The 20,811-nt window shown below is 41.4% G+C and carries 21 protein-coding genes; 9 read left to right on the forward strand and 12 right to left on the reverse strand.

What is annotated here, in order from left to right:
- Positions 1 to 16 precede the first annotated feature (16 nt).
- Both M5E07_RS16170 and M5E07_RS16175 read left to right on the forward strand, forming a co-directional pair.
- The gene (locus M5E07_RS16170) at positions 17 to 913 is read left to right on the forward strand and encodes a matrixin family metalloprotease (RefSeq protein WP_252220805.1); all 897 of its coding nucleotides are present in this window, start codon (positions 17 to 19) and stop codon (positions 911 to 913) included.
- A gap of 119 nt (positions 914 to 1,032) precedes the next feature.
- Positions 1,033 to 1,410 carry a hypothetical protein gene (locus M5E07_RS16175; RefSeq protein WP_116762952.1) on the forward strand — a complete coding sequence of 126 codons (378 nt, stop codon included), beginning with the start codon at positions 1,033 to 1,035 and terminating at the stop codon, positions 1,408 to 1,410.
- Positions 1,411 to 1,460: 50 nt separating this feature from the next.
- On the opposite strand, the gene M5E07_RS16180 is transcribed toward M5E07_RS16175, so the two are convergent.
- The 4 genes from M5E07_RS16180 to M5E07_RS16195 all read right to left on the reverse strand — a co-directional run bounded on the left by M5E07_RS16180 (position 1,461) and on the right by M5E07_RS16195 (position 5,780).
- Complete coding sequence (locus M5E07_RS16180; RefSeq protein ID WP_252223870.1) at positions 1,461 to 2,759, reverse strand: lytic murein transglycosylase; 1,299 nt, start codon at positions 2,757 to 2,759, stop codon at positions 1,461 to 1,463.
- Positions 2,760 to 3,497: 738 nt separating this feature from the next.
- The gene (locus M5E07_RS16185; protein ID WP_252220807.1) at positions 3,498 to 4,619 is read right to left on the reverse strand and encodes a 5-(carboxyamino)imidazole ribonucleotide synthase; all 1,122 of its coding nucleotides are present in this window, start codon (positions 4,617 to 4,619) and stop codon (positions 3,498 to 3,500) included.
- Positions 4,620 to 4,634: 15 nt separating this feature from the next.
- Positions 4,635 to 5,150 (reverse strand): 5-(carboxyamino)imidazole ribonucleotide mutase, encoded by a 516-nt coding sequence (purE, locus tag M5E07_RS16190; protein WP_026441188.1) that lies wholly within the window; start codon positions 5,148 to 5,150, stop codon positions 4,635 to 4,637.
- Positions 5,151 to 5,441: 291 nt separating this feature from the next.
- Positions 5,442 to 5,780, reverse strand: coding sequence for a DMT family protein (locus M5E07_RS16195; RefSeq protein ID WP_116762974.1), 339 nt, complete (start codon positions 5,778 to 5,780; stop codon positions 5,442 to 5,444).
- 254 nt (positions 5,781 to 6,034) lie between these two features.
- On the opposite strand from M5E07_RS16195, the gene mpl reads away from it, so the two are divergent.
- Positions 6,035 to 7,399 (forward strand): UDP-N-acetylmuramate:L-alanyl-gamma-D-glutamyl-meso-diaminopimelate ligase, encoded by a 1,365-nt coding sequence (gene mpl, locus M5E07_RS16200; RefSeq protein WP_252220809.1) that lies wholly within the window; start codon positions 6,035 to 6,037, stop codon positions 7,397 to 7,399.
- Positions 7,400 to 7,911: 512 nt separating this feature from the next.
- On the opposite strand, the gene M5E07_RS16205 is transcribed toward mpl, so the two are convergent.
- Positions 7,912 to 8,196 (reverse strand): GNAT family N-acetyltransferase, encoded by a 285-nt coding sequence (locus tag M5E07_RS16205; protein ID WP_252223873.1) that lies wholly within the window; start codon positions 8,194 to 8,196, stop codon positions 7,912 to 7,914.
- A 645-nt stretch (positions 8,197 to 8,841) separates the two neighbouring features.
- On the opposite strand from M5E07_RS16205, the gene M5E07_RS16210 reads away from it, so the two are divergent.
- The 4 genes from M5E07_RS16210 (at position 8,842) to M5E07_RS16225 (ending at position 12,537) form a co-directional block, all read left to right on the forward strand.
- Positions 8,842 to 9,804 carry a TerC family protein gene (locus M5E07_RS16210; protein ID WP_116762943.1) on the forward strand — a complete coding sequence of 321 codons (963 nt, stop codon included), beginning with the start codon at positions 8,842 to 8,844 and terminating at the stop codon, positions 9,802 to 9,804.
- 223 nt (positions 9,805 to 10,027) lie between these two features.
- Positions 10,028 to 11,347, forward strand: coding sequence for a guanine deaminase (gene guaD, locus M5E07_RS16215; protein ID WP_252220811.1), 1,320 nt, complete (start codon positions 10,028 to 10,030; stop codon positions 11,345 to 11,347).
- A gap of 204 nt (positions 11,348 to 11,551) precedes the next feature.
- Positions 11,552 to 12,079, forward strand: a complete 528-nt coding sequence (gene hpt, locus M5E07_RS16220) for a hypoxanthine phosphoribosyltransferase (protein ID WP_252220814.1) — start codon at positions 11,552 to 11,554, stop codon at positions 12,077 to 12,079.
- A gap of 200 nt (positions 12,080 to 12,279) precedes the next feature.
- A complete protein-coding gene (locus tag M5E07_RS16225) occupies positions 12,280 to 12,537 on the forward strand; it encodes a GlsB/YeaQ/YmgE family stress response membrane protein (RefSeq protein WP_252220816.1) in 258 nt (85 codons plus the stop codon).
- A 70-nt stretch (positions 12,538 to 12,607) separates the two neighbouring features.
- On the opposite strand, the gene M5E07_RS16230 is transcribed toward M5E07_RS16225, so the two are convergent.
- A complete protein-coding gene (locus tag M5E07_RS16230; protein WP_252220818.1) occupies positions 12,608 to 13,309 on the reverse strand; it encodes a DsbC family protein in 702 nt (233 codons plus the stop codon).
- Positions 13,310 to 13,434: 125 nt separating this feature from the next.
- Positions 13,435 to 14,418, reverse strand: coding sequence for a CDF family Co(II)/Ni(II) efflux transporter DmeF (gene dmeF, locus M5E07_RS16235; protein ID WP_252220825.1), 984 nt, complete (start codon positions 14,416 to 14,418; stop codon positions 13,435 to 13,437).
- Positions 14,419 to 14,470: 52 nt separating this feature from the next.
- Here dmeF and M5E07_RS16240 point away from each other — a divergent pair, with 52 nt between their 5' ends.
- Entirely contained in the window at positions 14,471 to 14,737 is a 267-nt protein-coding gene (locus tag M5E07_RS16240) for a metal/formaldehyde-sensitive transcriptional repressor (RefSeq protein WP_116762931.1), read from the forward strand.
- Positions 14,738 to 14,823: 86 nt separating this feature from the next.
- Positions 14,824 to 16,008 carry an MFS transporter gene (locus M5E07_RS16245; RefSeq protein WP_434087788.1) on the forward strand — a complete coding sequence of 395 codons (1,185 nt, stop codon included), beginning with the start codon at positions 14,824 to 14,826 and terminating at the stop codon, positions 16,006 to 16,008.
- A gap of 52 nt (positions 16,009 to 16,060) precedes the next feature.
- On the opposite strand, the gene mnmE is transcribed toward M5E07_RS16245, so the two are convergent.
- From mnmE to rpmH, 5 genes are all read right to left on the reverse strand, one after another.
- Entirely contained in the window at positions 16,061 to 17,416 is a 1,356-nt protein-coding gene (mnmE, locus tag M5E07_RS16250; RefSeq protein WP_116762929.1) for a tRNA uridine-5-carboxymethylaminomethyl(34) synthesis GTPase MnmE, read from the reverse strand.
- Positions 17,417 to 17,517: 101 nt separating this feature from the next.
- Complete coding sequence (gene yidC / locus M5E07_RS16255; RefSeq protein WP_116762927.1) at positions 17,518 to 19,272, reverse strand: membrane protein insertase YidC; 1,755 nt, start codon at positions 19,270 to 19,272, stop codon at positions 17,518 to 17,520.
- Positions 19,273 to 19,277: 5 nt separating this feature from the next.
- Positions 19,278 to 19,598, reverse strand: a complete 321-nt coding sequence (gene yidD, locus M5E07_RS16260; RefSeq protein ID WP_116762925.1) for a membrane protein insertion efficiency factor YidD — start codon at positions 19,596 to 19,598, stop codon at positions 19,278 to 19,280.
- Positions 19,599 to 19,607: 9 nt separating this feature from the next.
- The gene (gene rnpA / locus M5E07_RS16265) at positions 19,608 to 19,997 is read right to left on the reverse strand and encodes a ribonuclease P protein component (protein ID WP_252220827.1); all 390 of its coding nucleotides are present in this window, start codon (positions 19,995 to 19,997) and stop codon (positions 19,608 to 19,610) included.
- Between the two features lie 30 nt (positions 19,998 to 20,027).
- A complete protein-coding gene (gene rpmH / locus M5E07_RS16270) occupies positions 20,028 to 20,162 on the reverse strand; it encodes a 50S ribosomal protein L34 (protein ID WP_000831329.1) in 135 nt (44 codons plus the stop codon).
- Between the last annotated feature and the right edge of the window lie 649 nt (positions 20,163 to 20,811).

Below are 20,811 nucleotides of genomic sequence, written 5' to 3' on the forward strand. Positions count from 1 at the left end.
AAAAGAAAAACGATTTATGCATCGACTTGGTTTAACGCTACTCTTCTTGGCTATACTTTGGCTCAGCTACCAAAGCCATGCACACTATCAATTACGTTATAACGCCTGGTCAGATCGAGTATTCCATCCTTTTGACCAACGGTTACGCTTTAGAATTGGTAATGTTGATCCGCGTTTTGGTCTCACTCAAGCTCAGGTCATGCAACTGAGTCAGGAAGCCCTAGAAATCTGGCACCAAGGTACACAACAAACGCTGTTTGTTTATGATCCAAATGCCAAACTCAGTATAGAGTTAATCTATGATCAACGTCAGCAAGATGCCGATGCCTTAAAGCAAACCCAACAAAAACTAGATCATGGCAAGAATCAAAACAACCGCTCTTCAGATAATATTGAACGCGCCAGAACTCAACTGGATTTAACTCAACATCGTTTAGAACAACAAAAACAACAATTAGAAGCTGAATATCGCTATGTACTCAGCCAACAAGCTCAAGTGCAGTCCGCACAACAACAACAAAATTTACGTGACCAACTCATCCAACTACAATACAGAATTGCCCAGTTCGAACAAGAAGCGGCTTATTTTCAACAACAGAATCATTCATTTAATCAACAAGTTGATCAACACAACGTGGGTATCGCACAACTGAATCAACAAATTTTACAAGCCCAACAACGCTTCCCTGCACGCGAATTCCATAAAGGCGTGTTTATGGGAAATAAAATTGAAATCTACCAATTTGATGGAAATGATGATCTCAGGCTCACCATCGCACATGAATTAGGGCATGCGCTAGGATTGGCGCATCATAATGACCCACAAGCCCTGATGTATCCCATTTTAGGAGAACAAAAATTACAGCATTTTAAACTCAAAGCTGCGGATTTACAGTTATTGGCTTCTCGATAATAACTTTGAAAAAATTCCTTAAATTTTATAAGGCTTTTACTTCGATTTGCTCAACACAAAATCGAATTTCATGTTATTGTGATAGAACCATCCACACAGCAAACTGAGCGGAGAACAATGTGAGTTACTACCATATTCTCATTGAAGTGAATGATCATATCAGTACACTTGAACAGACTCGTGATCTGGAATTGTTTGATATTATTGAAATTCAGCCTTATCTCCACTCTATTATCCTGCCCTATTTCAATGAGCAAGAAATTGAACTGGAAGATGAAAATATTGAATATCAGGATATTTTGCATTTAGAAATCAAGCAGACATTACTGCCGATTGAGCACTTGATTGAAGAAGAACAACGACTTTTACCAAGTGATACAGATGTCACCATCACTGCACATGAAATCTTTAATAATCGAGATTTAAGTCAGGATGTGACCACCGTTATTTTTGATATTTTAGAAGCAGTCAAATTAGATCCAATCGAAGTCGAATAAAGCACCTGAAATGCGATGACGGTACACCTGCACCGTCATCTTTCAATGTTTTACTTCATCATCAATTTGGCATTTTCGTTGCGAAATACAGCTAAAGTCTGTTGTCCTGCGCGCCCAGTTGCATTTAAACCAAGACGAATTTGCTCATCACGAATGGCTTGTCGGGTTTTATCACCAATCAAACCATCCACTTGACCAATGTCATAACCACGGTTCAGTAAATATTGCTGAATTTCACGACGCTCTGCACGCGACGTGCCTGCATCGTTGGTGGGCCAACTTTGTTGAAACTCACCTTTGCCTTGTAAACGATCCGATAAATGCGCAATCGCTAAGGCATAACTTTCAGCCGCGTTATAACTATAAATGGCATCAAAGTTCTTAAAAACTAGGAATTTAGGTCCATTTTCACCTGCGGGTGCCATTAATCCTGCGGGCGTACTGGCAGATAAATTGCCTTGAATTAAAGCACCACCATCTGCACGCGTCACTCCTTGATTGATCCAGTAAGATAAACTTTTCTTATTACGGCGCCCTTCACCTGAAATAGACAGGCTTGCGGGCGTAGTTACCTCAAAGCCCCAAGGCATGCCTGTTTGCCAACCCCGCTTGGTCAGAAAATTGGCGGTCGAAGCCAATGCATCGGAAGTGCTTGATACCAAATCACGGCGACCATCACCATCAAAATCGACCGCTAACTCTTCATAGGTCGAAGGCATAAACTGCGTATGACCAAATGCACCTGCCCACGAACCGCGTAATTGTTCTTCTCTTAAATCACCACGTTGTAAAATACGCATAGTGGCAAAAAACTCACCACGGAAATAATTTTGGCGGCGGCCTTCACAACTTAAAGTACCGAGAGCCTGTAATAAAGGATAACTACCTGAAATATTGCCAAAATTACTCTCAACGCCCCAAACCGCCACGACCGTTTCGACAGGCACACCATAAGTCTGGGCAACGCGATTCAGTACCTCACGATGCTGAGCTAATTTTTGTCGCCCCATTTCCACCCGTTCATTATCGACCAAACCCGACAAATAGTCCCAAATTGGAGTCGAAAATTCAGGTTGATAATTCAACTTATCAATCACGCTATAATCAGGCGTTAAATTTTGGGTATAACGATCATAAGTTGAAGCGCTAACACCCGCATTCAGGGCTTGACTACGTAAATTTGACAAACAACCTTGGAAATTATTCTCGGCGCCGTAACCATTTTGGTTTGTTAAGTTATTGTTATAAGTCGAAGCAGAGGTTGGTTGACCATTAATAATCAGTTCTGCATGGGATGGTGTTGCGACCCAAAAAATGGATCCAAAAATAAAATAATTAATTCGTTTCATCATCACTTTCGTTTTAAATTCAAATTATGCGCTTACCTTAACATTCCAGTACAAAATTGACAGATAAGAAACGTAAAATTTGAATTCATTTTTATTAATTTTAAATTCATTTTTCACTTTTAAATTTAAAAATAGTTATCCGCAACCCACATTAAAGCTTAATTTAAATTTAAAACTCAGGATTTGAATTTAAAACAGGTTATCCACAATGGCATTTTTTAAATTCAAATCCTATAAAACCACAATTCAAACCAACTCAACCAAATTATTAGACCCAATACAGCGTTTTGAATTCAAAAGTCCCGATTTAAATTCATATGCACATGCTTTTAAATTTAAAAAAATGAATTTAAAAATTCAACTGACTTTTAAATTCATATTATTTGTCCTCAATCGACTATTTAAATTCAAAAACAAATTCTAAAAATTAAATTTAAAACCAAAAATCCGTTTTAAATTCAAATAATTTATCCACAGTTGATGCTTTATTCTTTATTTAAATTCAAACTTTTCACAAAACCCAAGTTTTAAATTCAAAATATTTTTCTATTTTCTTATTCTTCAACAATCCAAATGCACCATTTAGAGCTTATTTTTCATTCATTCAATACACAACAAAAAGCTAAAATTTACGATAAAAGGCACTGCCTAAATGCAAGGTCGCGTAGCATGCCTGAGTTCTAGACATAAAAAAAGCGATCCACAGAGTGATCGCTTTTTTGCTAAACAGTTTAGGATTTAAATGGTCATATCTTCGCTTAATGCTAAAGGTACAGGCAAAATTTTCGCCAATTGACGGCATAAACTGGTCAATTGACTGCTGTCATTCGGCATTAAAGTGATGTGACCGATCTTACGACCCGCACGTTCTGTTTTGTTATACAAATGCAGATGTGCGCCATTTAACGCCAAAACCTGCTCAGATTTTGGATATTGACCAATGATATTGATCATCACAGTAGGGCGCACCACTTCGGTTGAACCCAAAGGTAAGCCTGCAACCGCACGAATATGATTTTCAAATTGCGAACAAACCGCACCTTCAATTGACCAATGACCTGAGTTGTGCACGCGCGGTGCCATCTCATTGGCAAATAGACCTTGCTCCGTCACGAACAATTCCAGTGTTAACACACCGACATAATTCAAGTGATTCAACAAACGCGTAATGTAATCTTGTGCCGCTGGCTGTAAATCCACGCTGTTTGGCGCAGGAACAATCGAATGCGACAAAATCCCGTGATGGTGATGATTTTCAGCCAAAGGCCAAGTTTTTACTTCACCATCCTGACCACGTACTGCAATGATGGAAACCTCACGCGAGAACGTCACAAAACTTTCTGCAATCAAGCTTTTTGCGGGACCCAATTCAGCCCACGCTTGCTCAATTTGATCTTCACTGCGCAATACAAACTGACCTTTACCATCATAACCGCCAGTGGCTGTTTTCAGTACCAGTGGTAAGCCCAGTGTCGTAACGGCTTGTTGTAAACTCGCTAGAGAATCCACCGCTTGATACGGCGCAACAGGAATCTGCAATTGATCGAATAAGGCTTTTTCCATTAAACGGTTTTGTGCAGTCGCTAAAGCTTGACGTGGCGGGTGAAGGGCTTTGCTTTGCGTCAAAAGATCGACATCAGCCAGTGGCGTATTTTCAAATTCCAGACTAAAAACGTCGGCGCTTTGAATAAACTGTTGCAGTCCTTGTTCAGTCTGACTTGAAATCACCTGACCTAAAGCTGCGGAAGGGCAGTCTGTATCTGCTTCATAGAAGGTACATTGAATATTCAGTGGCAAAGCGGCTTGTGCCATCATGCGACCCAATTGACCACCACCAAAAATACCGATGGTTTTGTTCATAACCTGTGTCCCGTTTTAAGCTTGACCCGGAATATTGTTGCTTGCCACTTTTTCTGTTTGAGCAGCACGGAAGTTTGCGACATTTTCGGCAATCTCTGGACGTGTCAAACCAAGAATTTGCGCCGCCATAATGGCCGCATTGGTTGCACCTGCTGGACCAATTGCCAAAGTACCTACCGCAATACCCGCTGGCATTTGTACAATCGAAAGTAGGGAATCAACACCATTTAAAATAGAAGATTTTACAGGTACACCCAAGACTGGTAAGTCAGTTTTTGCCGCGCACATACCTGGTAAATGTGCTGCGCCGCCTGCGCCTGCAATAATTACTTGAATACCGCGATCACGCGCAGTTTCAGCATATTCAAATAGACGATCTGGGGTACGGTGTGCAGAAACCACTTCAGCTTCAAATGGGACACCAAGTTGCTTAAGCATATTGGCAGTGTGTTCGAGAGTCGCCCAATCAGATTGAGAACCCATGATAATTCCTACGAGGGGTTGAGCGTCTTGTGCTGCGGCCGCATTCATTGCTAATGTTCCAGAGACTAGAGTGAAAGAGGATAAATCTCGACGAGAGCCAAGCTTTAAATGGTTCAGAAGCCCAATATTATAGACTGATTTTTCATCTCTCCAAAATTTAAGCAGGGCTAGAGCGAGATATTTTTAGTTTTTTTTCGATAAAAATAAGGAAATGATTCCCTTGATGAAAAAATAAGCCGCTATAAGTGCTGTTTTGACCGTTCTATAGCGAACAGGTTGCAGCAAGTTTTATTTCATCTCAAAAATCCAGTCACCACAACCTCATTCTTACTAAAGCCGTTATTGGCTTCTAAATACAAAATACACACAACCCAATAAGCAAAGGCCTGCCCAGAGATAGTCTAATTTAAAGGGCTGTTTAAACAGATAAATCATAAATGGCACAAAAACCAATAAGGTCATGACTTCTTGGGTAATTTTCATTTGCCCTACAGACCAGCCATCCTGTGCCAAGAGACGAGTGGCAGGAATCATAAAGGCATATTCGAATAGGGCAATTAACCAGCCAAATAAAATTGCTTGCCACAAGGGTGCACCATGTAAAAATTTTAGATGACCGTACCAAGCCAATGTCATAAAACAATTGGATATTACTAACAATGCAAACGGAATCAGCATGGTATTCATCATTACACCACATTCACAACTAAGACCTAAAATAGGCTCAAAAGTATAAGTCAAAGTGCTTTCTTTAGGGAATTTTATCGACTTTAATCTTGGCTCAATCTGTCATGAGTGAACTGTCTAAATTGATACAAGAAAAACTATCTTTTCCCTAAGAGCCTTGATATCGTTGCTGTCAAATCGAATCAATTCTGACAACAACACCAATCATGAAGTGCTGTGTCAAAAAGCAGTGGAGTTAAAGATCAATGCATCTGCATATTTTGGGTATTTGCGGCACCTTTATGGGTTCATTGGCATTATTAGCGCGAGATTTAGGACATAAGGTGACAGGTTCAGATCTGAACGTTTATCCGCCCATGTCCACTCAACTGGAAAATGCAGGCATTACTTTAATGCAAGGCTATGATCGTAGCCATTTACAACCGCACCCTGATTTAGTCATTGTCGGCAATGCCATGAAACGCGGAATTGACGCAGTTGAATATATGCTCAATGAGGGTTTACCCTACATTTCAGGCCCACAATTCCTTGCAGATCATGTCTTGCAAGGGAAACATGTCCTTGGGGTTGCAGGGACTCATGGTAAAACCACCACCACCACCATGTTGGCGTGGGTATTGGATCAGGCCGGCTTAGAACCAGGCTTTTTAATTGGCGGTGTGCCTTTAGGTTTCTCTGAAAGTGCTCGCTTAGGCGGCGGAAAATACTTCTGTGTTGAAGCAGATGAATACGATTCGGCATTTTTCGACAAACGTTCTAAGTTTGTGCATTACCATCCAAAAACTGCAATTTTAAATAACCTTGAATTTGACCATGCCGACATTTTTGATGATTTGGCTGCCATTCAAAAACAATTCCATCATTTAGTGCGTACCATTCCAAGTGAAGGTCGCATTATTGCTCCAATTACTGAAAGCAACATTGATGAAGTATTGGAAATGGGCTGTTGGACACCTGTGGTACGTACCTCATTAGATACACATCCAGAAGCGGAATTGTATGCAGAACAGCTTTCTGCAGATGGTTCACACTTTAAAGTACTCCAACACAGTGTAGTCAAAGGCGAAGTGAAATGGAACATGACAGGGCAACATTCGGTGGCGAATGCCTTAGCCACCATTGCTGCGGCTGAACACGTGGGTGTAAGCATTGAAACTGCATGTGAAGCACTATCTCACTTCGGCGGTGTAAAGCGTCGTATGGAGTTATTGGGTACCGTTCGTGGCGTTGAAGTCTATGATGACTTTGCCCATCATCCAACTGCAATTGACACCACACTTGAAGGTGCACGTAAGCGTTTAGGTGAACGTAAACTTTGGGCGATCATTGAACCACGTTCAAACACCATGCGTATGGGTAGCCATAAAGATGGACTGGCATATTCAGCACGTCTGGCAGATGAAGTGATTTGGTATCAACCTGAAGGTTTGGATTGGGACTTACAACCCGTGATTGATGCAGCATCCAACAAAGCGATTGTGGCACGTTCCCTTGAAGATATTATTCAAACTGTAGTGAATGAAGCAGGAGATGGCGACGCGGTGGTGATTATGTCCAATGGTGGTTTTGGTGGTTTACATCAAAAATTGATTCGTGCTTTAAACGCCTAAATTTGTGCATTTAAAAGCCCGCTACGGCGGGTTTTTTTATACGATTACCCAATTAAAAAGCAGACATGATACCGACATATTCAAAGTCTTTTCGTTTTGCCCAACCTTGCACGGTGTCACCCAAACGCTTGCTCATATACATGATCGAAACCCATTGTTCTTTGCCATCATCATACGTGCGATACGCGGTAATAAAATCATTTTTAAGAATGAACAGATCCTTGATTTTACAATTATCACTTGGTGAAGAATGAAAATAGACACGTGATGGGGGCAATCACTTTCATGCCCCAACGGGGAATCATCTGAACTTCTTTTTATCCTGCCTTTTCCTCAAGTTTTGCACAATCTTCGGCAAATACTAAAGGGGAGAGTAAACTACATAAGACAAGAGATAAAAGCTTGTTCATTTACCTCAATTCAACTGTCTTAAACACACTGTTCAGGCAACACAACCATGTTGTTCTGATTAAGTTGTAATCCTTAAAGTACAATAAAATACAATGACTGTATTAAGCCGCGACATCCAACAAACTTTGATCGCGTTTAAACATCACATCGACATAAGTACAAACTGGCACAATTTTTAACTGTTGTTCGCGTGCATATTCGACCAAGACATCCAACAACTGACGTGCCACACCTTGACCACGTAAACTATCATCTACCCAAGTATGGTCGGCCACAATGGTAGATGCATCACGCCAGATATAAGTGATTTCAGCAATACATTGCCCCTCAGCATCATTCAGAAAAAACTCACCTTTTTCAGCATTATTATGGTGTTGGAATTGCATACTCAGTTTTCCTCTATACAGATGAACTACAGTTAACATGCCATAAGCCCTATAGAAAAAATACCCCATTGTTAAAGAGCATCGACCAAAGTTTAAAATCTGGTTACACCTTAAACAGGAAATCCCTAGTTCAAGGGATGAAGCTCACGCCCATTTATTTCTATGCTAAACAGATAGCACGCACAGGAGTAGCGGCATGTTAATTTATTTCGTATTAATGCTCTGTGGCTCATTATTGGCAAAAATTTTAGTGCAATACGACAACACAGTTCCATTTAAGCCTTAAAATTTACGTCTTTGTTATTCGGCATTGATTAAACACATAGATCAAATATCAACAGGTTTAGGTTGATCATATTTGCTTTATATTTGCACTTTTGTACAAAATATGCGATTCTTGCCTCATCATTTGGACTCAGTCCAATACAGAATTTGAACAAGGGGAGTAGCCTCCTCCAAACGTCAGCCACAATTTATTGTGATGACGTGTCAGAATATCGTCATTACACTTTGCAAAAAGTCGGTATCTGAGCATTACCCCGTGTAATGTAGGCAAGACCTTGATCATGTTGACACAGATGTTTATATCATCTGGCAACAGGTCAAGGTTTTTTTGTGGCCAATTGCCAGATGTGGAGGATTTTTATGGAATCTATCGGCAATTTATGGCTGTATTTGGTCTTCTTCGGCATTGTCATTATCATGCTGTTGATCGACTTTCTCGGATTTAAACAAAAACAAGGACAACAAGTTGCCCTTAAAACGGCTGCCTACTGGAGTATTGCTTGGGTTAGTGTGGCCATGCTCTTTGCAGGCGGTCTCTGGCTGTATTTACAACAAACCGTCGGTGTTGCAATTGCCAACCAAAAAACCATGGAATATATCGCGGGTTATTTACTGGAAAAATCCCTCGCAATTGATAATGTTTTTGTTTGGCTCATGATTTTTGCGGCCTTTGCGATTCCACCAGCATTACAACGTAAAATTTTGCTCTACGGCGTACTCGGTGCAATTGTACTGCGGACCATCTTTATTTTTATTGGTGCATGGTTTGTCCAAGAATTCTCTTGGATTTTATACCTGTTCGGTGCGTTCTTGGTTTACACGGGCTTCAAGTTCTTAAAAGGACAAGATGATGAACCCGACATCGAGAATATGGCGATATTGAAATGGTTGCGTAAACATTTGCGTATCACACCACAACTGCAAGGCGATAAATTCTTTGTTCGTCAAAATGGTGTGTTGTGGTTTACGCCATTATTCTTGGTACTAGTACTGGTTGAAGCATCTGATGTAATTTTTGCAGTAGACTCAATTCCTGCAATTTTTGCGGTCACCAGTGATCCGTTTATTGTGTTAACAGCAAACCTGATGGCCATTTTAGGTCTGCGTGCCATGTTCTTCTTGCTCTCTGGTGCTGCGTCGAAGATGCATTACCTACCGTATGGTCTCGGGATTATCCTGTTGTTCATTGGTTTTAAAATGTTGATGCTCGATGTATTCCACATGCCAATTTGGATTTCACTCGGCTTTATCGTGATTGTATTAAGCATTACCGCGTGGCTGTCGATTCGTCACAATAAAAAACAAGAGAATCCATCGGCTTAAATCAGATGAATTGATCTTAGAAAGACAGATTTAGTCCGCTGAATCTGTCTTTTCTACTTCTGCGGCACTCAAAATTGAAACTGACCAAGGTCATTTGGACCGCTGCTGCAAAAAACTGGATCATCGTATTTTAGCCGAATGAGGACTCAGTCAACGTTATACAGTCTAGCCAATTATTTTCAGGTACAATCAACCGAAAAAAGTAAAAGTTGTAGGGTTTTCCATGTCTTCATTGTTGCAGACCACTGTCGTTCGCGGTCGTTTTTTAGATATTCAAAATTTAGTTGCTCAAGCTGCGGACATCGCAGAGCAGGTCCGTTATCTAGAAGATGGCGTGCTGATCAGTGAAGCAGGAAAAATTAAATGGTTTGGTCCTTGGCAAGATGCAGCCGCACATCTGCCAGAAGGCGTTGCAATCCAACATTATCCTGAAAAGTTGATTGTGCCTGGTTTTATTGACACCCATATTCATTTCCCGCAAACGGAAATGGTCGGTGCTTATGGTGAACAACTGTTGGAATGGCTGAATACCTATACGTTTCCCACCGAAATGCAGTTTCAAGACCCTACCTATGCCGCAAAAATTGCCGAATTCTTTGTGCAAGAACTGTTAAAAAATGGCACCACCACCGCCTTAGTATTCTGTACCGTCCATCCAGAATCAGTGGATGCTTTATTTGAAGCTGCTCAACGCCACCAGATGCGTCTGATTGCAGGTAAAGTGATGATGGACCGTCATGCACCTGATGCCTTATGTGACACGCCTGAACGTGCGTATACAGACTCTAAGGCATTGATTGAAAAATGGCACGGGCAGGGGCGCGCGCTGTATGCGATTACACCTCGTTTTGCACCAACCTCCACGCCTGAACAATTACAACTGGCAGGGCAACTTAAAGCCGAATATCCAGATGTCTATGTGCATACCCATTTAAGTGAAAATAAGCATGAAATTGCATGGGTCAAAGAATTATTCCCTGCACAGCAAGGTTATCTGGATGTTTATCATTATTATGGACTGACAGGATCGCGTTCTGTCTTTGCTCACTGCGTGCATTTAGAAGACAGTGAATGGGATTGCATGCATGCCACGGATTCAGCCATTGCTTTTTGTCCAACTTCAAACCTGTTTCTCGGTAGTGGTTTGTTCCCCTTGAAAAAGACATGGGAAAAACAAGTCAAGGTCGGTTTGGGCACCGATATTGGTGCAGGAACATCCTTCAACCAACTCCAGACGCTAAATGAAGCCTATAAGGTACAACAATTACAAGGCGACAAACTGTCTGCTTTTGAATCGCTTTATCATGCCACGCTAGGGGGTGCCAAAGCATTAAGCCTCGAACAGCAATTAGGTAACTTTGATATCGGTAAAGAAGCTGATTTTATCGTGCTCGACCTACAAGCAACCGCCTTACAGACATTGCGTCAACAACAGGCCAAAGGCATTGAAGATGCTTTATTTGCCCTCATGACCATGGGTGATGATCGTAATATTCACGCAACTTATGTGTATGGTCAAGCGGCCTATGTCCAGCCTAAATAAGTCCGTTGCCCTCGCAATGCCCAAGTTAAAACTGTGCCTGCTGCTGCTTGCAGGCACGATCATACTTCGACACGATAGTCATGGTGCGAACAAAAAACAAGCAACAAAAGATGCATCTCGATAGAAGATGTATTAAAATAAACGCATATTTTGAGGTGTTGCAGGTCAACGCCTTTTTTATTTTTGATTTTTAGGTATCTGCCCATGACCGTTCAAATGAGCGTAATGATTTCAGCTGAAGAAATCCAAGCAAAAGTACAAGCGCTTGGTGCTAAAATTAATGCCCACTATGCCCAAAGTGATAAAGAACTTGTCTTAATTGGCTTATTACGTGGTTCCGTTATTTTTATGGCTGATTTATGCCGAACAATTGAAAAACCTCATGAACTCGACTTTATGACGGTTTCGAGCTATGGAAAATCAACCGTTTCGAGCCGTGATGTACGCATTCTAAAAGACTTAGACGGCGAAATTCGTGGTAAAGATGTCCTGGTTGTTGAAGACATTATTGACTCTGGGCATACCTTAAGCAAAGTGCTTGAAATTTTGGAAACACGTGAACCCAACTCCATCGAATTGTGCACACTCGTGAGCAAACCTTCACGCCGTGAAATTAATTTAGACGTAAAATTCTTGGGCTTTGAAGTCGAAGATAAGTTTATTGTCGGCTATGGTCTCGACTATGATCAAAAATATCGCCATATTCCTTTTATTGGTGAAATTGGTCTCTAAGCTTAGCGTCTAAATACACTTTTTCTAGCCTTCTATCTCTCGAATTACTCAGGATTTAGGAGGTTTTTTATGTCTTTTTACTATCAATCCCTCACACAAAAACACCACATTTCTTTGCAGTTCTGCTGTTTAACTCAAACCCTTTTCTCCAAAATAATAAGCAAAATCATTAACTCAAAATAAGAACAAGGAGAATACTCATGTGGTCACTCATTGTTGCAATTGTGGTCGGTTTTATTGCGGGTCTGATTGCCCGTGCACTGCATCCTGGCGATAACAAGGCAGGCTTTTTGCTCACAACACTCTTAGGGATTGCAGGTTCTTTACTGGCAACTTATGGTGGACGCATGCTCGGTCTTTATGCCGACAATGTAGCCGCTGGCTTTATTGCCTCAGTGATTGGCGCGATTATTATTTTGTTTATCTATAATCTTATTATAAAAAAATCCCGCGCTTAATTTTTCGCATAAAAAAAGCCTTTTCACGTGAACCATGAAAAGGCTTTTTTAAAAATTAATTTCTATCTCATTACAAACCTAACTCTTTCCAAATGAGTTCAATTTGCTCGGCAGGGAAGCCACCCGCCGCTTTAAAACCATTCGAGAAAATCAGTGTCGGTGTTCCATTTACGCCAAGAGATTGACCTAGTTTCAAATTACGTTCAATTGGATTGGCACAGCTTTTATTCCCCGCAGGAGCAATCCCTTTAGCAATCAGGTTTTCCCAAGCATAACTTTGATCTTTTTCACAATACACCGCTTTAGACGGCGCAACCGATTGCGGCTTGATTGGATAAATGAAAGTATAAATGGTCACGTTATCCAGTTTTTTTAATTCAGCCTCAAGTTGCTTGCAATACGGGCAATTTGGGTCAGAAAAGATCGCCAATTGGCGTTTACCATTACCTCGCACCGTTTTCACCGCATCTTGTAATGGCAATTTTTTCCAGTCAATTGAGTTCTGCTTTAAAATCAAATCTTTGGTCAAATTACGCTGATCGTTCAACCGAATCATCGATCCCACTAAAATATGTTGGGTATTTTCTCCAACATAAACCACTTGACCATCCATAGAGCCACTATAGATACCCGACATTTCCGTGCTTTGAATATTCTCAATTTTCAAATCTGGATGCTGTTTGGCTAGATTGGTTTTTACAGTCTCGACACTCGCAAAACTAGACCAAGAAATGAAACTCGCCAGCATCGCAACCATTGTTCTTTTCAACATGAATTCTGCTCGTTCACGTAAGTTATAAAAGTGAATCAGTTTAATCCGAATGATTGTGATGATTGATAATTTTTATCAGGTATTTGGTAAAACAAATACCTGAGTGTTTCACGTGGAACTATGCCTTAAACCGATAAAGGATTAATTTCTACCGAGACATGCACAATTTCCTCATGAATTGATAAAGCGGCACGCACTTCATCCGCACTGATGGATGAGTGACTACTGAGTGCCAAAATACAGGCAAACTTCCCTTTGGCGACTTTCCAGACATGTAAATCGGTCACTTCAACAACCACAGGGAGATCCTGAATCACCTCACGGATTTCCTCTACCACAGGATGATTCATTTCCGCATCTAATAGGGTTTTCGCCGTGTCCTGCATCAATCCTACAGCCCAACGTGCGACCAAAATTGCCCCTAAAACCCCTAATAAAGCATCAAGGAATGACCAACCCATGTATTTCCCAGCAAAAAGAGCAACAATAGCAAAGACCGAAGTCACGGCATCGGCAACCACATGTAAAAAAGCGGCTTTTTGATTCAAATCATGCTCGTGCTGATGCGAATGAGTCGATTCTTCACGATGGTGATGGTGATGGTGATGGTGATGGTGATGGTGATGGTGATGGTGATGGTGATGGTGATGGTGATGGTGACCATCATGTAACAACCATGCACAAATCAAGTTCACCACCAAGCCTAAAATCGCAATGGGGATCGCTTGATTATATTGAATATCAATAGGATGAATCAGGCGTTCTACCGACTGAAATGCCATAAAAATTGCAACCACCAACAGTAAAATCGCGCTGCTGTATCCCGCTAAAATTTCAATTTTCCACGTACCAAAGCTAAAACGGTGATCCTGAGCATAATGACGTGCAGCACGATAGGCAAAATAAGCCAAACCCAATGCCAACATATGCGAACTCATGTGCCAACCATCGGCAAGTAATGCCATAGAATTAAAGATCCAGCCGCCAATCACTTCTAATAGCATCATGACTGCCGTTAAAATAGTCGCAATTAGGATTCGTTTTTGTGCCAAAGGATTCCCTTCATCAAATTGATGACTATGGTTTCTGTGCATGATCGAATGTTGCATAATGTTCTCACCAATATACTCCCCAGTAGTATATTTATTTTTGGAGGAAAGTGTGGGCCATTTATATGAAGATCAAAAAATTAAGAATCGCGTAAAGCGTTTGCAAGGGCAAATTCAAGCAATCGACCAAGCCCTCATGCAACCAGACAGCTCTTGTATTGAGGTATTACAGCAAGTGGCTGCGGTAAAGGGGGCAGTCAATGGTCTGATGAATGAACTGATTGAAGCCCATCTGCGCCATCATGTTCTAAAACCTCATAGTGAATTTGATGAAGCTGAACTTGCTGAATTTTTAAAGTTATTAAAACGCTACGGTTAGTGATTGTTTAAGCATCAGTTTCGGCTTAAGCTGTCGAAACTCTTTATTTTTTATTGAGCTTTTTCCGACAGTTTTTGTGATGCTTTATGACGGTTCAACATCCTTGGCGTTCATTTATCATGGTCAGCCTTGCCTTGATTATGGGAACTATCGGTACAGCTTTAGCCAGCCCGCTGTATCCGATTTATCAAGAACTGTGGCATTTATTGCCCAGCCAGATTACCTATATTTTTGTTGCTTATATGTTTGGCTGTTTAGCAATGCTGCTCTTTTTTGGCCGCGCCAGCAACAGCTTTGGTTTTTTGCGTACACTGCAAGTCGGTCTCATATTTGTCATTCTAGGATTAGTCCTTTCTGCTTTAGCCAGTAGCACTGCTTGGCTCGGTTTAGGACGTTTTATTATTGGGATTGCTTCAGGGCTGATCAGTACTTCCGCCATGTTAGGTCTCATGCTGACCATTCCAGACCGTCATAAATCTCATGCCCCACAGTTAAGCTCAATTATTACCGTCATTGGTTTTGCTTTAGGGCCATTGATTGGCGGTGTGATTGCTCAATTTTCTGCATTTCCATTGCTCACGCCCTATCTGCCAATTATTGCAGGGGCAGTCCTCTGTTTAATTGGACTCTTTCGCTTAAAATCACCGACTTTTCAAGCACAAACCTTTTCAATTGCACCGCATTTAGAGCTTCCTGCCGCCCAGACCCGAACTCATTTTTTTATTGCAGGTTTAACTGCATTTTGTGCTTTTGGTATATTTAGTCTGTTTGCTTCGCTGTCTGCGTCCTTTGTCAAAGACCTGATTCCATGGCATGGTCCTCTGGTCAGTGGTGTCGCGATTTCCAGCATTCTGTTTATTTCAGCGATCGTACAGTTTTTTGCCAAATCGTTACCCGCAGCACGTAGCTTAAATTATGGTTTGATTTTACTGATGGGCAGTTGTCTACTCTTAGCCATCTGTATGCAAACCCAATTGAGTCTATTGTTTTTTATTAGTGATATTGGCGTGGGCTTGGGACATGGTCTAGGTATTATGGGATCATTTGGTTTGATTCATCAAATGACAGATCCACACAATCGTGCCGCAGTGATCTCGACCTATTTGTTTATGGGATATCTAGGCACGATCATGCCGATTATTGCGGTAGGTTACAGTGCGGATTTATGGGGCTTAAATCTCGCAGTGATCGGTTTTGGCATTGGCATGAGCATCCTCTGCTTAACGCTGTATCTTTGGCACCGCAAACAAAAGGCTTTACTTCCAATCTAAAGTAAAGCCTTCTCAAAACTATAATAAAACCAGTTAAATTATGATCAAAAAATTACTTTCCAATACAGAACGATCCGAAAATTTTCCCTAACAAATCATCCGCACTAAATTCACCTGTAATTTCACTTAAAGCATTTTGTGCAAGACGTAGCGACTCGGCAACCAATTCACCTGCATGAAACACCACCAACTGCTCATGGGCTTCTGCAAGATAGTGCTGTGTGCGCTTCATTGCGTCTAAATGACGTGTTCGTGCGATAAAGGTGTCTTCCTCTGGCTGAAAGCCAGCATGCACTGTAATCGCCTCTATGAGTGATTGAACGCCTGTTTCCTGTTTGGCTGAAACCGTAATATGGCGAAAACCTTGAAAATCGCCAATTTGAGCTGTTGCATCGGTTAAATCACATTTATTCCCAATCAACATTAAGCGTTTCGGTTCAAGATGATGCTCAAAGTATTCCCGTGCCAATTGCAGTGGGTCTTCACCTTGACTCAAGTCATAGACCAATAACAATAAATCAGCTTGCTCAATTTCTTTAATCGCGCGGCGAATACCTTCTTTTTCCACCACATCGCCTGTTTCACGCAATCCTGCGGTATCGGTCAATGTTATGGGCAAACCATTGAGGCTGATCTTTTCATGCAACACATCGCGGGTGGTTCCTGCAATATCCGTCACAATCGCGCGCTCAATGCCCGCTAAGGCATTGAGTAAAGAAGATTTACCCGCATTCGGCTTACCTGCAATCACCACCTGTAAACCTTCACGTAGTAATTGTCCTTGACGGGCAGATTTCTGCACCACAGCCACGGAATGCTGTACATCTTCCAATAAAGTTAAAATCTTGCCGTCAGCCAAGAAGTCAATTTCTTCTTCAGGAAAGTCGATTGCCGCTTCCACGTGCAAACGCAAATGAATCAACTTTTCTAGCACAGTATTCACTTTATGTGAAAAGGCCCCTTGCAAAGAACGCACTGCAGAACGAGCCGCAGCCTGCGAAGTCGCATCAATCAAATCGGCAATCGCTTCTGCTTGTACCAAATCCAGTTTGCCATTTTCAAAAGCACGCATGGAAAACTCGCCTGCCTTGGCTGCGGTTGCACCCAATTCTAAACAACGGGCGAGCAAGGCATTTTGAATCACAGGTCCACCATGTCCCTGTAACTCAACCACATCCTCACCTGTGAACGAGTTCGGATTGGGAAAACAAATCACCAAACCCTCATCCAACACTTCTTGCACATCATCCAAAAACTGGCGGAAACCCGCCATCCGTGCTTTGGGTAAAGCTTTTTGGCATAACTGTTCTGCAATCGCATAAGCTTGCGGACCAGAAAGACGAATTACCCCCACACCACCACGACCTGGCGGAGTAGCAATCGCTGCGATAGTGGTTTGATGCTGCATACAATTCACCTGACGTTAGTCCCAATCGAACCCAAATAAAAATCCGCCTAAGATTACCATCTTAAGCGGATTTAATCAGCTAGTTGCCGTGAGAAGCTGCGTTATGCGGCTTCTTTCGAGCTACGTGCTTTTTCTACTGATTTATTAATAAACCATTGCTGTGTAATCGTAATCGTATTGTTCACAATCCAGTACAGCACTAAACCTGCAGGGAAGAACAACATGAATACCGTGAACATAATTGGCATAATGCGGAACACTTTCGCCTGCATTGGATCGGCAGGTTGCGGGTTCAACATTTGCTGAATGAACATGGTCACGCCCATCAATAATGGCAGGATAAACCAAGGATCCATTGCTGATAAGTCTTGAATCCAGAGCATCCAAGGCGCATGACGCAATTCCACACTTTCCATCAATACCCAATACAAAGCCAAGAAGATTGGCATTTGGAGTAATAATGGTAAACAGCCTGAAAGTGGGTTGACTTGCTCACGCTTGTACAATGCCATCATTTCTTGAGAGAAGCGCATACGGTCTTCACCGAATTCTTCTTTCATTCGCTGCATTTCTGGTGCAATTACACGCATTTTCGCCATCGAGCGATAGCTCTTAGACGACAACGGCCACAAAATGAGTTTAACCAATACAGTCAGTAAAATAATTGACCAGCCCCAGTTTCCGACCAAGTTATGGAAGAATTGTAAGCCAAGGAACAATAATTTCGCGATTGGCCATAACCAACCATAATCAACCGTCTGATTTAAACCTACAGCCAAGTCTTTCAATTCAGATTGAATTTTAGGACCTGAATAGAACGTCGCGTCAACTTCCGCCACAGTACCTGCAGGCACATTAATGGTTGGTGAAGTAAAACTGAGGATGTTCATGTCATCACTCGATTTACGCGACTCTAATTTAGCGCTATAAGCTTGACCATTCGCCTGAGTCAACTTCAACTCGCCTGGAATCCAAGCACTAACGAAGTAATGCTGAACCATTGCAACCCAGCCGCCTTTTGCTTCAACATTTAACTTTTCGTCGTTAAAGTTGGCAAATTTAAGCTTGTTGTAATGTTCTTCAGGCGTACCCCATGCACCACCCAAGAAGGTGCCCAAGGTGAAAATACCCTGATCCGATTTACCTGGATCTTCTGAATTATCGCGTTTGAGCTGACCAAACATCTGGCCTTGCCAGTTTTGACCGCTGCGGTTAACCACTTTGTGATTGACCACAACTGGATATTCGCCTTGAGTGAACGTGAAAGTTTTAATAATTTCTACGCCGTCAGTCGTTTTAAAGACCATCGGAACAGAAAGTACTTGGACTGACTTGCCGTCTTTATCTTTCGCTGCTTTTGCATCAGCTAAAGTATATGCAGATTTCTCAATTTCATAGACAGGACGACCATTACGACCACTGTCAGGTCCATTTAGACCAATTAAACCAGATTGTGCAACATACGTACGTTTGGCATCGCTTTCCAGCATAACAAACGGTTCATCGCTATCTTTGTTTTTATCATGATTGAGTAATTCAACACGAACAATATCACCACCTTTAGGATTAATCCAAAGATGATAAAGGTCAGTTTGAACTGAAATAAGCTGTTGACTTGCTGCCGCAGTCGATTCTGTAGTTTGCTGAGCAGTACTATTTGCTTGTGGCACATCAGGAGCAGCCGTAGCTGTCTGTCCATTTGGCAAGTCGGCAGACACTTCATGTGAAACTACTGCAGCAGCTTGTGGCTGCTGTTGTACTTCATTATGACCATAGTCCTTTTGCCATGCCAAAATAAGCAAATATGCGACGACAAACATGGCTCCTAGAATTGCAATCCTGGCCCATTGTTGCATATCTATTACCCCAAAAAGTTAGAGTGATTTTGATTCCATAAACATCCACGAAAGGGTACAGCAACGAGATGCATTTGAGAATCGATTTGCTGAAATGAAATAAAACGAATTGCTTTTGCAGGAACAGGATCATAGCCCGAGCCGCCCCATGGATGACATCGACAAATACGATTTGCAGCCAACCAAACACCCCGTACAGCTCCATGTGTATGGATTGCTTCCAATGAATATTGAGAACATGTAGGTAGATACCGACAACGTGGTCCTAACATAGGACTAATTGCGATCTGATAGAATCGAATAAACCAATGCAGCACACGTACCATTGGCCTTCTCTACTTCTGTGGGGAGGGAGCTATTTTTGAATGCTTTTTAGCAATGCGTTGCAGCTTTTGCCAAGCAAATTGTAATTGCTGATGCAATTCTGAATTCGCGACTGTTTCTATACCAACTTTAGGCATAACAACAATATCCAAGGCATCCAGTTGCATTTGATGCAGGCGAAAACTTTCGCGAGCAAGTCGTTTTACTCGATTTCTTTCATGCGCACGGCGCACTTTTTTCTTAGCAACAACAATACCCAAACGACTGTTAGGCTGTTTGGAAGGTGTCGCAAGAAATAAGAAATGGGGTTGGTGCACTTTAAAAAGCGCACCATCAAACACAATTTTATAATCGGCAGCACAACGAAGACGCCGCTCTGTGCCGAAGTCATAAAGTGTCATAACACCCAAAATCGTCTAAGCGCTAACAAATTAAACAGTTAAGCTGTGACGACCTTTTGCACGACGGCGAGCTAATACTTGACGACCAGCTTTAGTAGCCATACGAGCACGGAAACCATGAACGCGCTTACGCTTTAATTCAGATGGTTGGAATGTACGTTTCATATCGAAACTCCAAAAAATGATCTTTCTATAAAGGTCCGCGATTTTAGTGTCCATTGCTTGAGCTGTCAATCAAAAACACCTATTCGAACCAAATAAACTTGTAATCAATAAAACTTAACTTGGAAAGCCTGAATTAAGTCTTTCCCGGATTTAAAAACTATTCACATCATAATGAGTTGTTAAATAATGGGAAATAAGTTATAAACAGTATTATTCACAAATTTATCCACACCACTATAAATACGCAATGATTTAAATTTAAATTCATTCTGGTGTTCAAGTTATCCACAGTAAAAGCAATCCTTATAAATAAATTCAAATTTTAAAATTTAAATTTATTACTATTAGGGAGCTGTTTTTCTGTGGAAAACCAATTTTTAATACATAAAAACAAGAGTTAACATTGTGGATATCTATGTTTTTAAGCGTTTAAGGGATTGTGGATAACTTAGTGTGTTTTTTTATCCACAGTCTGTGGGTGTTTTTATCCACATATGGTTTTGAATTTAAATTTAGATTGTTTATTTCTTTTTTGAGCAACTTTTGCAGAATTCTTCATGACAGATGTGGATAACTTGGTTAGAATGGCGACCCGCTTTGGCGGACAATGGTGTTTTTAAATTTAAAAATGGATGAATAGGGGTTTCAC

Source organism: Acinetobacter tibetensis (genome assembly GCF_023824315.1).
Classification (GTDB): Bacteria; Pseudomonadota; Gammaproteobacteria; order Pseudomonadales; family Moraxellaceae; genus Acinetobacter; species Acinetobacter tibetensis.